Annotated in this window: 11 protein-coding genes and 1 other RNA gene; 10 read left to right on the forward strand and 2 right to left on the reverse strand. The window is 64.9% G+C overall.

The window, feature by feature from the left end:
- The first annotated feature begins 179 nt into the window (after positions 1–179).
- The 7 genes from G3N97_RS04630 to G3N97_RS04660 all read left to right on the forward strand — a co-directional run bounded on the left by G3N97_RS04630 (position 180) and on the right by G3N97_RS04660 (position 7,996).
- A complete protein-coding gene (locus G3N97_RS04630) occupies positions 180–1,970 on the forward strand; it encodes a tetratricopeptide repeat protein (RefSeq protein WP_205992155.1) in 1,791 nt (596 codons plus the stop codon).
- A 55-nt stretch (positions 1,971–2,025) separates the two neighbouring features.
- Positions 2,026–2,982 (forward strand): LysR family transcriptional regulator, encoded by a 957-nt coding sequence (locus tag G3N97_RS04635; protein ID WP_205992156.1) that lies wholly within the window; start codon positions 2,026–2,028, stop codon positions 2,980–2,982.
- Between the two features lie 292 nt (positions 2,983–3,274).
- The gene (locus tag G3N97_RS04640; protein WP_205992157.1) at positions 3,275–4,576 is read left to right on the forward strand and encodes a Glu/Leu/Phe/Val dehydrogenase; all 1,302 of its coding nucleotides are present in this window, start codon (positions 3,275–3,277) and stop codon (positions 4,574–4,576) included.
- A 305-nt stretch (positions 4,577–4,881) separates the two neighbouring features.
- Complete coding sequence (locus tag G3N97_RS04645) at positions 4,882–5,775, forward strand: glutamate/aspartate ABC transporter substrate-binding protein (protein WP_205992158.1); 894 nt, start codon at positions 4,882–4,884, stop codon at positions 5,773–5,775.
- Between the two features lie 81 nt (positions 5,776–5,856).
- Positions 5,857–6,597: an amino acid ABC transporter permease gene (locus G3N97_RS04650; protein ID WP_205992159.1), complete on the forward strand. Its 741-nt coding sequence runs from the start codon at positions 5,857–5,859 to the stop codon at positions 6,595–6,597.
- A complete protein-coding gene (gene gltK / locus G3N97_RS04655; RefSeq protein WP_205992160.1) occupies positions 6,597–7,274 on the forward strand; it encodes a glutamate/aspartate ABC transporter permease GltK in 678 nt (225 codons plus the stop codon). The genes G3N97_RS04650 and gltK overlap by 1 nt, the downstream gene beginning before the upstream one ends.
- Positions 7,271–7,996, forward strand: a complete 726-nt coding sequence (locus G3N97_RS04660; protein WP_065065134.1) for an amino acid ABC transporter ATP-binding protein — start codon at positions 7,271–7,273, stop codon at positions 7,994–7,996. The genes gltK and G3N97_RS04660 overlap by 4 nt, the downstream gene beginning before the upstream one ends.
- 124 nt (positions 7,997–8,120) lie before the next feature.
- On the opposite strand, the gene G3N97_RS04665 is transcribed toward G3N97_RS04660, so the two are convergent.
- Positions 8,121–9,041 carry a class II glutamine amidotransferase gene (locus tag G3N97_RS04665; RefSeq protein WP_205992161.1) on the reverse strand — a complete coding sequence of 307 codons (921 nt, stop codon included), beginning with the start codon at positions 9,039–9,041 and terminating at the stop codon, positions 8,121–8,123.
- A gap of 311 nt (positions 9,042–9,352) precedes the next feature.
- On the opposite strand from G3N97_RS04665, the gene pyrC reads away from it, so the two are divergent.
- The 3 genes from pyrC to rnpB all read left to right on the forward strand — a co-directional run bounded on the left by pyrC (position 9,353) and on the right by rnpB (position 11,887).
- Positions 9,353–10,408, forward strand: coding sequence for a dihydroorotase (gene pyrC / locus G3N97_RS04670; RefSeq protein WP_205992162.1), 1,056 nt, complete (start codon positions 9,353–9,355; stop codon positions 10,406–10,408).
- Positions 10,409–10,413: 5 nt separating this feature from the next.
- Positions 10,414–11,388, forward strand: a complete 975-nt coding sequence (locus tag G3N97_RS04675; RefSeq protein ID WP_241030389.1) for a DUF3025 domain-containing protein — start codon at positions 10,414–10,416, stop codon at positions 11,386–11,388.
- Between the two features lie 88 nt (positions 11,389–11,476).
- An RNA gene (rnpB, locus tag G3N97_RS04680) (RNase P RNA component class A) lies at positions 11,477–11,887 on the forward strand.
- Between the two features lie 91 nt (positions 11,888–11,978).
- On the opposite strand, the gene G3N97_RS04685 is transcribed toward rnpB, so the two are convergent.
- Positions 11,979–12,401: an OsmC family protein gene (locus G3N97_RS04685; RefSeq protein WP_065065131.1), complete on the reverse strand. Its 423-nt coding sequence runs from the start codon at positions 12,399–12,401 to the stop codon at positions 11,979–11,981.
- Positions 12,402–12,822: the final 421 nt, after the last annotated feature.

Below are 12,822 nucleotides of genomic sequence, written 5' to 3' on the forward strand. Positions count from 1 at the left end.
ATTTTATCACCACGCTGACGGCGGCCGGTCGGGGATTCGGGGCGGCTTGCGGGTGGAGCCGCCTGGTCGCGTGAGGCGCGCTGCGTCAGAGTTTCGGAACTGTCTGACAGACATAGGGAGGGCGGCGGCATACGGTGATGAGGTTGGCGGCCCTTGCCGCTTCTCGTTTTCCGATCCGCATGAACCGCGATTCCCTTTTTCCTTCGCTCGACGACGCAACGGCACTCGTCGATACCGCGCTCGCCGAACACCGCGCCGGTCGGCTCGACGCCGCGCAGACGCTTTACGAGCGCGCCCTCGCTCGCGATCCTCGCTGCGCGAGCGCGCTGCACTATCTCGGCGTGCTCGCGATGAGCCGCGGCGAGCTTGCCCGCGCCGCCAAACTCATGGATCGCGCACTGGCGCTCACGCCCGCCGACGCCGAGTGCCTGAGCAATCGCGGCGTGGTGGCGGCGCGGCAGAACGATCATGCGCGCGCGGCGACGTTCCAGCGCAAGGCGCTCGCGTGGTCGCCCGATTTCGCCAACGCGCACAACAATCTCGCCAACGCGTTCATGGAACTGGGCGACCTCGCGGGCGCCGAGCACCATTACGCGCGCGCCCGCGAGATCGATCCGCAATCGGCGCATTTCGCCTTCAATCTGGGGCGCGCGCTCGAAAAGGCGGGACGCACCGATGCCGCCATCGCGCAATTTCGCGCGTCGCGCGCGCTCGCGCCGCACGATACGGCGACGCTCGCGCATCTGGGCAAGCTGCTGCGCGCGGCGGGCGAGCACGCCGAGGCGGCGGCCTGCTTCGAGGCGATCGTCGCGCGCGAGCCGGACAACGCGCACGCGCTCTTCGAACTCGGCTACGCCTACGACGCGATGCATCGCTACGACAAGGCGATCGCGCTCTATCAACGCGCCGCGGCGCTGCGGCCCGACGCGGCGGGCGTCGTCAACAATCTCGCGTTTGCCTACACGGCGCTCGCGCGTTATGACGAAGCCGAAACGTACTATCGGCGCGCGCTGGAACTGAATCCGGATCTTCCGGAATCGCGCTTTCAGCTCGGCATGCTGCTGCTGCGTCGCCAGGATTACGCGCAAGGCTGGCCGCTGTTCGAGAACCGCAAGACCACGGCGTTCGGCAAGCCCAACTATCGCAAGCTGCCGCCGCCCGAATGGCAGGGCGAGCCGCTCGCGGGCAAGCGTTTTCTGATCGCGCGCGAGCAGGGCGTGGGCGATCAGATCCAGTTCGTGCGTTACGCGCAGTGGCTCGCCGCGCAAGGCGCGCAGGTCGATGCGTGGGTGGCGCCTGAGCTGGCGGCGCTGGCGGCGACGGTGCCGGGCGTCGCGCGTGTGCTCGACGCCGCGCCCGGCGACGCTGACATGGCGCGCGACTACGACTTCTGCTGCGACGTGATGAGCCTGCCGCTCAAATTCCCCGGCCGGCCGATTTACGCGCCGACACGCTATATGCACGCCTATCCGGCCCTCGTCGAGATGTGGCGCATGCGCGTGGCGGCCCGTTCGGGCGGCGCGCGGCGGCGCATCGGGCTCGTCTGGGCGGGCAATCCGCGTCATCACTTCGATGCCTTTCGCTCGCTGCCGCTGAAGGCGCTGCTGCCGCTCGCCGCGCTCGGCGGCCACGCCTGGTTCGCGATCCAGAAGGGCGAGGGCGTGCGGCAACTGCCCGACGTGGCGGGCCGCTGGCCGCTGCACGCGGTCGGCGACGATCTGCACGATTTCGCCGCCACGGCCGCGCTGATCGAGACGCTCGATCTGGTGATTACCGTCGATACCTCGGTGGCGCATCTGGCCGGCGCGCTCGGCAAGCCGGTCTGGGTGCTGCTCGCCGCGCAGCCCGACTGGCGCTGGGGCATGGGCCGCGCCGATTCGGTCTGGTATCCGTCCGCGCGGCTGTTCCGTCAGACCACGCTCGGCGACTGGCGCGGCGTGGTGGCGGAACTGGAGGCCGCGCTGCGCTGACAGCGCTCGCGCGCGGGCCTAGAATGCGGACTTCTCATTTGCTCGCCGGTCCCGCATGGAACTCAAATGGCTCGAAGACTTCGTTTCGCTGGCGGAAACGCATAGTTTCAGCCGCTCGGCCGAGCTGCGGCACGTGACGCAGCCGGCGTTCTCGCGCCGCATCCAGGCGCTGGAGGCGTGGCTCGGCACCGAACTGATCGACCGTTCGGTTTACCCGACGCGTCTGACGCCGGCGGGGCAGGTGTTTTACGAGCAGGCGCTCGCGATGCTTTCGCAATTCCACGAAGCGCGCACGCTGCTGCGCGGGCATACGGCCACGCCCGCGGAGACCATCGAATTCGCGGTGCCGCACACGCTGTCGCTCACGTATTTCCCGCGCTGGCTGCAACGCGTCGAGGCGAAGCTCGGGCGCATCCACACGCGGCTGCGCGCGCTCAACGTGCACGACGCCGTGCTCTCGCTCGTCGAAGGCGGTTGCGATCTCGTGATGGGCTATCACCATCCGAGCCATCCGGTCACGCTCGATCCCGCGCGCTACGACACGCTCACGCTCGGTATCGAATCGATCAGCCCGTATTCGGCGCCGCAGCGCGCCGGACGCGCGCGCTACACGTTGCCGGGCACGCCGGACGCGCCCACGCCGTATCTCTCCTACACGCCGAACGCCTATCTCGGACGGATGACCGAAGTGATCGTGGCGAACGCGCCCGCGCGTCTCTATCTGGACCGCGTCTACGAAACCGATATGGCCGAAGGGCTCAAGGCGATGGCGCTGGCGGGCCACGGCATCGCGTTCCTGCCGCACAGCGCGGTGGAGGACGCTGTCGCGCAAGGCAAGCTGATCCGCCTCGACCGCGGCACGCGCGGCGCACCCGAAGGCCAGTTCACGCTCGATATGGAAATCCGCCTCTATCGCGACAAGCTCGCCGCGCAAGGCAACGACGCGCGCGAAGCGCTCGTGCGCGCGGTCTGGGGCGCGGTCAGCGACGAACTCGCGCGCAACGGCGCATAACGATCACGAAAATCGCTTGGCGCAAACGCGGCACCGCCTGATGCGCAGGCGGCGCGCGCATTCGTGCGCGTTCGTGCGCATTCGCGTAGAAGGTCTTTTTCGCGCGCAGCAACAATGCGCGCCGCCGCGCCTGCGCAGTCAGCAAACGCCCGTAAATAGCGGATCCTGCGACAAGTTTTTTCGACTTTCATGACGTTATGCAAGAAAAGCATGACGCGATGACCAAACGGCATTGGCATAGACGTGGGCCTTTTCTGACAATGGCACCACTTCTTCGATCGCTGGAGCGTTCATGTCTTCCCAACAGCAGTCTGCAGTGTCTTCGTCGGTTCCTTCGTATCTTCACGCGGACGCACTCGGTCCGTGGGGCAACTATCTTCGTCAGGTCGACCGCGTCGCGCCGTATCTCGGTTCGCTGTCGCGCTGGCTCGAGACGCTCAAGCGTCCGAAGCGCATTCTGATCGTCGATTGCCCGATCGAACTCGACAACGGCACCGTGGCGCACTTCGAAGGCTATCGCGTCCAGCACAACGTTTCGCGCGGTCCCGGCAAGGGCGGCGTGCGTTATCACCAGGACGTTACGTTGTCCGAAGTGATGGCGCTGTCCGCGTGGATGTCGGTGAAGAACGCGGCCGTGAACGTGCCGTACGGCGGCGCGAAGGGCGGTATCCGCGTCGATCCGCGCACGCTCTCGCGTGGTGAACTCGAGCGCCTGACGCGCCGCTACACCAGCGAAATCGGCATCATCATCGGACCGAACACCGATATTCCCGCGCCGGACGTCAACACGAACGAGCAGATCATGGCGTGGATGATGGACACGTACTCGATGAACCAGGGCCAGACGGCCACGGGCGTCGTGACCGGCAAGCCCATCTCGCTCGGCGGCTCGCTGGGCCGCAAGGAAGCGACGGGCCGCGGCGTGTTCGTGGTCGGCTGCGAAGCCGCGCGCCGCAAGGGTCTGTCGATCGAAGGCGCACGCATCGCCGTGCAGGGCTTCGGCAACGTGGGCGGCATCGCTGCCCGCCTGTTCCAGGAAGCCGGTTCGACGGTCGTCGCCGTGCAGGATCACACCGGCTCGATCTACAAGTCGACGGGTCTCGATGCAGCCGCGCTGCTCGACCACGTCGCGAAGACGGGCGGCGTGGCGGGCTTCGCCGGCGCCGACATGCTCGGCAACGACGAATTCTGGACCATCGAAACCGACATCCTGATTCCGGCCGCGCTGGAAAACCAGATCACCGAAGCGAACGCCGGCAAGATCCGCACGAAGATCATCGTGGAAGGCGCGAACGGCCCGACCACGACGGCCGCCGACGACATCCTGCACGACAAGGGCGTGCTGGTGATTCCGGACGTGGTGGCGAACGCGGGCGGCGTGACGGTCTCGTACTTCGAATGGGTGCAGGACTTCTCGAGCTTCTTCTGGACCGAAGGCGAGATCAACGAGCGTCTCGAACGCGTGATGCGCGAAGCGTTCACGGCGGTCTGGCAGGTGTCGAGCGAGCAGGGCGTGTCGATGCGTACCGCGGCGTTCATCGTTGCGTGCAAGCGCATCCTGATGGCGCGCGAAATGCGCGGCCTGTATCCCTGATACACAAATCTTGCGGTTGCCGCGCGGCGCGCCCTGTCCGGGCGGCATGCGCGCGGCATCGGTACAAAATACGTGCGGCCTACCCAGGCTGCGCGTCAAGGCGGACGGTCTCCACAAGGGGCCGTCCGCCTTTTCTTTTGGACTTTTCTTTTGGGCTTTCCAGGCAGGCCGCCAATGTGGCTTCCGTGTGTGCGGCAAGCCTTGCGCGCACGCGCGTGCGCGCTTACAACGCCAGGGTCCATCCATATACTTTCAAAATAATTACTTTGCTACACTGGCCGCGATTCTTGCAAAGGAGATCACAGATGAAAATCAAAAAGGCCGCGCTCGTTCTCGCCACTCTCGGACTGGTCGCCGCGAGTGCTCAGGCGCAGGACTCGGGGACGCTGAAAAAAATCAAGGACACCGGCGTCATTTCGCTGGGCCACCGCGAATCGTCGATCCCGTTTTCCTACTATGACGACAAGCAGAACGTGATCGGCTACTCGCAGGACTTCGCGATGAAAATCGTCGAAGCCGTGAAGCAGAAGCTGAACATGCCGAACCTCAAGGTCAAGATGGTTCCGATCACGTCGCAGAACCGCATTCCGCTCGTGCAGAACGGCACGGTCGACATCGAATGCGGCTCGACCACGAACAACGCGGAGCGCCAGCAGCAAGCGGCGTTCACGAACACGATTTTCGTGATCGGCACGCGTCTGATGACCAAGAAGGATTCGGGCATCAAGGATTTCGCCGACCTCAAGGGCAAGACCGTCGTGACGACGGCGGGCACGACCTCGGAGCGTCTGCTGCGCAAGATGAACCAGGACAAGAGCCTGGGCATGAACATCATCAGCGCGAAGGACCATGGCGAGTCGTTCCTGACGCTCTCCACGGGCCGTGCTGTCGCGTTCATGATGGACGATGCGCTGCTCGCGGGCGAACGCGCGAAGTCGAACAATCCGGGCGATTTCGTGATCGTCGGCACGCCGCAATCGCGTGAAGCGTACGGCTGCATGCTGCGCAAGAACGACCCCGAGTTCAAGAAGGTCGCCGACGACGCGATCGCCAAGGTCGAAACCTCGGGCGAAGCCGACGCGATCTACAAGAAGTGGTTCGAGTCGCCGATTCCGCCGAAGGGCCTCAACCTGAACTTCCCGGAAAGCGACGACATGAAGGCGCTCTTCAAGAGCCCCAACGACAAGGCCATCGACTAAGTCCAGTCGCGGCATTGACCAGCGTTTAGAACGGAACGGAAGAAGCGGCGCTTCTTCCGTTCTTTTTGTTGGAGTCTCTTCATGTCCTATCACTGGAACTGGGCCATTCTGCTCAGCCCGGTCTCGACGGGCGAACCCACGACTTACCTCGGCTGGCTCATTTCGGGTCTCTGGGTGACGGTGTCGGTGTCGCTGTGCGCGTGGGTGATCGCGCTCGTCGTCGGTTCGATCTTCGGCGTGCTGCGCACGGTGCCGAACACATTCCTCGCGGGTCTCGGCACGCTCTACGTGGCGATCTTCCGCAATATTCCGCTGATCGCGCAGTTCTTCATCTGGTACTTCGTGTTGCCGGAAATCCTGCCGGCTTCGATCGGCAACGCCTTCAAGCAACTGCCGCCGGGCGTGCAGTTCTTCTCGGCGTCGGTGATCTGTCTGGGTCTCTTCACGGCCGCGCGCGTGTGCGAGCAGGTGCGCTCGGGCATCAGCGCGCTGCCGCGCGGCCAGCGCGCCGCCGGTCTCGCGATGGGCCTCACGCAATGGCAGACCTACCGCTACGTGCTGCTGCCGGTCGCGTACCGCATCATCGTGCCGCCGCTCACGTCTGAGTTTCTCAACATCTTCAAGAACTCGGCGGTCGCGTCGACCATCGGTCTGCTCGATCTTTCGGCGCAGGCGCGTCAGCTCGTCGACTACACGGCGCAGACCTATGAGTCGTTCATCTCGGTCACGCTCGCCTACGTGCTGATCAACCTGATCGTCATGATGCTGATGCGCTGGGTCGAAGCGAAAACCCGGCTGCCCGGCTATATCGGAGGCAAGTGATGCATCATTTCGACTGGAGCGGTATTCCGGGCGCACTGCCTACGCTGTGGACCGGCGCGATCGTCACGTTCAAGATCACGCTTTGCGCGATCGTCGTGGGCGTGCTGTGGGGCACCCTGCTCGCACTCATGCGGCTCTCGGGCGTCAAGGCGCTCGAGTGGTTCTCGAAGGGCTACGTCACAGTGTTCCGCTCGATTCCGCTCGTGATGGTTCTGCTGTGGTTCTTCCTGATCGTGCCGCAGGTGCTGCAGAATCTGCTGGGCCTCTCGCCCGACATCGACATTCGCCTCGCGTCCGCCATGATCGCGTTCTCGCTGTTCGAGGCCGCGTATTATTCGGAAATCATTCGCGCGGGCATTCAGGCGGTGCCGCGCGGGCAGGTGAACGCGTCGTTCGCGCTCGGCATGCGTTACGGCCAGGCCATGCGTTTCGTGGTGCTGCCGCAGGCGTTTCGCGCGATGGTGCCGCTGTTGCTCACGCAGGCCATCGTGCTCTTTCAGGACACCTCGCTCGTCTACGTGATCAGTCTCGCCGACTTCTTCCGCACCGCCGCCAACGTGGGCGACCGTGACGGGACGATGGTCGAGATGGTACTGTTCGCGGGCGCATGCTATTTCGTGATCTGCGTGATCGCGTCGAGCCTTGTGAAAGGTCTTCAGAAAAAGGTCGCAAGATGATTTCAATTAAGAACGTTTCGAAGTGGTACGGCCAGTTCCAGGTGCTGACCGACTGCACGACGGAAGTGAAGAAGGGCGAAGTCGTGGTCGTGTGCGGCCCGTCGGGCTCGGGCAAGTCCACGCTCATCAAGACCGTCAACGGTCTCGAGCCGTTCCAGCAAGGCGAGATCCTCGTGAACGGCGAGTCGGTGGGCGACAAGCGCACCAATCTCTCGAAGCTACGCTCGAAAGTGGGCATGGTGTTCCAGCACTTCGAGCTGTTCCCGCATCTGTCGATCACCGAAAACCTCACGCTCGCGCAGGTCAAGGTGCTCGGCCGCAGCAAGGACGAAGCCAGCGAGAAGGGCCTCAAGCTGCTCGATCGCGTGGGTCTGCGTGCGCACGCCGACAAATTCCCGGGTCAGCTTTCGGGCGGCCAGCAGCAGCGCGTGGCGATCGCGCGGGCGCTCTCGATGGATCCCATCGCGATGCTGTTCGACGAACCCACCTCGGCGCTCGACCCCGAGATGATCAACGAAGTGCTCGACGTGATGGTCGAACTCGCCCAGGAAGGCATGACCATGATGTGCGTGACGCACGAAATGGGCTTTGCGAAGAAGGTCGCGCACCGCGTGATCTTCATGGACAAGGGCGCCATCGTCGAGGACGACCGCAAGGAAGACTTCTTCGCCAATCCGAAGTCGGATCGCGCGAAGGATTTTCTGGCGAAGATCCTGCACTGATGGGGTGAATTCGCGCCGGCCGTCGTTCGGCGGCCAGCAAAAAAGCCGCGCGGCCCTTCGGGCTGGCGCGGCTTTTTTACGTGCGTGATGTGGCGTAGCGTGAAGTCGCGTGGACAAAAAGGCCTTATTCGCCCCAGCTCTGCAACGCCGCCACGGCTTCCGGATCGACGGCGCCGGGCTGCTGCGCGCACGGCGACACGCGCGACGCGCTCGCCGACGCATCGAGCGACGGATTCTTGAGCTTGTCGAGCACCTTCTGGGGCACCGGCACGCTGGTCTGCGCAACGACTTCGCCGTGCTGGAACATCAGCAGGTCGCCGGGCGCGAAACGCGTCCAGACTTCGTTGTCGGTGAGCGGCGCGGTGGCGATCACGGCCACGCGGTCCTCGGGCGTCGTGTACTTCGCGAAGTCGATCGACACGTCGGCATCGACGAGATGCGCCGTGGAGAACGGCCAGCGCCGCACCAGATAGTGGAGATGCGTGGAGCAATGCGCGAACAGCGCCTGACCGTTCGACATCAGGAAATTGAAGACGCCGAACTGCGTGATCTCGCGCGTGAGCGTTTCGAGCGTGGCGAACAGTTCTTCGAGCGGCGGCTGCGAAGTCGGAAACGCCTTGCGCAGACCTTGCAGCAACAGGCAGAACGCGCGTTCGCTGTCGGTGGTGCCGACCGGCTGGTAGATGCCCGACATCACCGGATTGAAGTCCTGCAGGTCGCCGTTGTGCGCGAAGATCCAGTGGCGGCCCCACAGTTCGCGCTGGAACGGATGGCTGTTCTCCAGCGCGCAACTGCCCTGGGTGGCCTTGCGGATATGTGCGATGGTGTTGCGCGACTTGATGGGGTAGTTCTTCACCATCTCGGCGATGGGCGAGCGCGCCGACGCCTGATTGTCGATGAAGAGGCGGCAGGCCTTGTCCTCGAAGAACGCGATCCCCCAGCCGTCGGCGTGGTGGTCAGTGGCGCCGCCGCGCGCCGCGAATCCTGTGAAGGAGAACGTGACGTCCGTCGGCGCGGCGCAGTTCATTCCGAGAAGTTGGCACATGGTGCTGGTGTCGTGCTGCGGGCGAAGCTGGGCGCGTGACCCGGTACAATGATGATTTTCCAAGCATATCACCGGCCCGCCGCGCGCCAATACGAAATTTGTCGGATGCTTTCCGCGCCGGCTCACAAGGCCGCCGCGCGGGCATCGGCGAGGCGCGTCAGGTCGCACGTTGTCGTGCGCACGCGACGCCTCCCGTCGGACGTGCTGGTAGGTGATCAGACGCGACGCGCGCCGCCCGCGATATGCCTGGAATGGACGGAACGCCGCCGCCGGCGCTCCGATCGATCCCTAGCCGCGCCTCACATCACGCCATGAACGCATCTTCCCCCACGACCCTCACGCTTTCCCGCCCCGACGACTGGCACCTTCACGTGCGCGACGGCGCGATGCTCGCGGCGGTCCTGCCGCACACGGCGCGCCAGTTCGGCCGCGCGATCATCATGCCGAACCTCAAGCCGCCGGTCACGACGACCGAGCTGGCCTCCGCGTATCGCGACCGCATTCTCGCGGCGCTGCCCGCGGGCCTGAAGTTCGAGCCGCTGATGACGCTGTACCTGACCGACAACACGCCGCCCGAGGAAATCCGCCGCGCGAAGGCGAGCGGTTTCGTGCATGGCGTGAAGCTGTATCCGGCGGGCGCGACCACGAATTCGGACGCGGGCGTGACCGACATCCGCAAGTGCGCGAAGACGCTCGAAGCGATGCAGGAAGTGGGCATGCCGCTGCTCGTGCACGGTGAGGTGACGAGCGCCGACATCGACCTGTTCGATCGCGAGAAGGTCTTCATCGACCGCGTGATGACGCCGCTGCGCCGCGATTTCCCGGGCCTGAAGGTGGTGTTCGAGCACATCACGACGAAGGACGCCGTCGACTACATCCGTGCCGATAACGCCGCGCCCGGTCTGCTCGGCGCGACGATCACGGCGCACCATCTGCTCTACAACCGCAACGCGATTTTCCTGGGCGGCATCCGTCCGCACTATTACTGTTTGCCGGTGCTCAAGCGCGAGACGCATCGCGTGGCGCTGGTCGAGGCGGCCACGTCGGGCGACGCGCGCTTCTTCCTTGGCACCGACAGCGCGCCGCACGCGAAGGGCCTGAAGGAACACGCCTGCGGCTGCGCGGGTTGCTACACGGCGCTGCACGCGCTCGAGCTTTACGCCGAAGCGTTCGAGAACGCGGGCGCGCTCGACAAGCTCGAAGGCTTCGCGAGCTTCTTCGGTGCGGACTTCTACGGCCTGCCGCGCAGCGCCGAAAAGGTCACGCTGCGCCGCGAAGAGTGGACGCTGCCCGCCGAAGTGCTGGCCGGCGACGTGCCCGTCGTGCCGCTGCGTGGCGGCGAGACGATCGGCTGGAAGCTGGTTTGAGTTTGATGTCCGGCGAGACGTCCGGCATGACGCCGGGTGCAGTGTCCGGCGCGGTGCCGCCCACGCTCGATGCGCACGCATCGAGTGCGGCGCGCGCCGAGCCCGCGGCGTTTGCGGCTTCGCTCAAGCGCCGCAGTCTGCCCGAAGGCAGTTTCGCCGACATCGACTGGGCGCGGCCGTGGTTCGCCCAGCACGATGCGCGCGGGCGGCGCTGGCAGCAAGCGGCGCTCGCGAGCTATGCGCGCTATCTGGATGAACTGAACGCCGATGCGCGCGCGGCCGGTCATCGCACCGGGCGCGGCGAGGCGCTTGGCTTCATCGCTCAGGACGATCTGCCCGAGGGCGCGTCCTACGAAGGGCACATCGCCGCGACGGGCGGCGTGCCCACGCGCCACAACCTCCACGACTTCTTCAACGCGCTGCACTGGTTCGCGTTTCCGCGCATCAAGGCGGCGCTCAACGCGCGCCAGGCGGCGGCGATCGACGTGCTGGGCGTGGGTCCGAGGCGCGGCGACGTGCGCGACGCACTCACTTTATTCGACGAAAACGCCGTGCTGTTCGCGTGCGCCGATCCGGCGCTCACGCAGGCGCTGCGCGGCTTCGACTGGCGCACGCTGTTCGTGACGGCGCGCGCGCACTGGGAATCGGCGATCGACGAAACGCTGGATGGCGCGGCGCGCTGCGAAGTGCGCGTGTTCGGCCACGCGCTGCTCGAAAAGCTCATCGCGCCGTATGCCGCGTGCACGGCGCACGCGTGGATCGTCGAGGTGCCGCAGGCCTATTTCATGTGGCCGCGCGCCGAACGCAACGCGTATCTCGACGCCACGGTCAGCGCCGAACTCGCCGCGAGCGAGCAGTTGAGCGGACGCAGCTTCGCGCCGCTGCCGGTGCTCGGCATTCCCGGCTGGTGGACGCCCAACGAAAACAGCACGTTCTACGACGACGCCACAGTGTTCCGTCCGGGCCGGCGCGCGCGCTGAATCGCTCCTGCCTGGTCGCTGCGTAGTCCCCGCGTAGTCCGGAGGTGGCAGGCACAGTCCGCGTGACCGTGCTAAGATCGCGCCTCGCAAAGCAGGCTAGGCAGTCGCGGCCCCGAGGTTTCGGCCAAGGGGGCGAGGAAAGTCCGGACTCCACAGGGCAGGGTGATGGCTAACGGCCATCCGTGGCGACACGCGGAACAGGGCAACAGAGAACAGACCGCCGATGGCCCGATTTCGGTCGGGATCAGGTAAGGGTGAAACGGTGCGGTAAGAGCGCACCGCGTCTGCGGTGACGTAGACGGCACGGTAACCTCCACCCGGAGCAATTCCAAGTAGGCAGGCGCGCATCTTCGGGATGCAGGATGGGGCCCCCATTTCGTCTGCGGGTAGGAAGCTTGAGCGCGTCAGCAATGGCGCGCCTAGAGGAATGGCTGCCACGCGCGGCGCGTCTTCGGACGCGCCGTGTGCACAGAATCCGGCTTATCGGCCTGCTTTGCCGCCTCATATCGACAAAAAGCCGGCGCGGTTCATTGAGAACCGCACCGGCTTTTTTCATTTGCCGCCGCCGGAATCGCCGGTGTGCGCGTGTCTTACGCTGCGACGATCTCGAACGAGTGCGTGATCTCGGCGGTCTTGCCGATCATGATCGACGCCGAGCAGTACTTGTCGTGCGACAGGTTGATCGCGCGTTCCACGGTCGCCGGGTTCAGGTTCTTGCCCGTCACGGTGAAGTGGAAGTGGATCTTCGTGAACACCTTGGGATCTTCGCTCGCGCGGTCGGCCTTGAGCGTCACGCTGCAGCCGCTCACTTCCTGACGGCTCTTCTTCAGGATCAGCACCACGTCGTAGGCCGTGCAGCCGCCCGTGCCGAGCAGCACCATTTCCATCGGACGCGGCGCGAGGTTGTGGCCGCCGCCTTCCGGTGCGCCATCCATGTTGACGAGGTGACCGCTGCCCGTTTCGGCGGCGAAGGCCATGCCGTCCTGACCCATCCAGCTAACTTTGCATTCCATGCGCTTGCCTCAGCTCAATATTCTCGATTCAGCCGGCATTGTAGCCCGCGTCTTACAGGTATGTCCGGGGGGGACATGGCGCGTGCGGCTTATGCCCGTCGCTTGTATGTTGCGACGCCACATCCCACGAACAAGGGGGATTTCCCTGACGCAATTAGGGAGATAGCTCTAGTTGTGCTGCCCAGCCGTGCCGAAGCAATCGCTCAATGCATTGATTGTTATGGGAAAAATCGCCGGTGCGCCGCTAAATCAGAATTTCACATTATGGTTTCGTCTTTCACGATATAAATTTCCTTGCGTCGCACAAGGCCGATCCGTATAATTCGTCTCATTGGTTGTCGTGCTTCACGACACCTCAGCATGTCTCCTCCACCCTCCTCCAAAAGGTGGATTAAGCCCGAGCCAACACGCTTGGGCTTTT

Origin of the sequence: Paraburkholderia sp. Ac-20347 (genome assembly GCF_017104805.1) — a bacterium.
GTDB classification, from domain to species: domain Bacteria; phylum Pseudomonadota; class Gammaproteobacteria; order Burkholderiales; family Burkholderiaceae; genus Paraburkholderia; species Paraburkholderia tropica.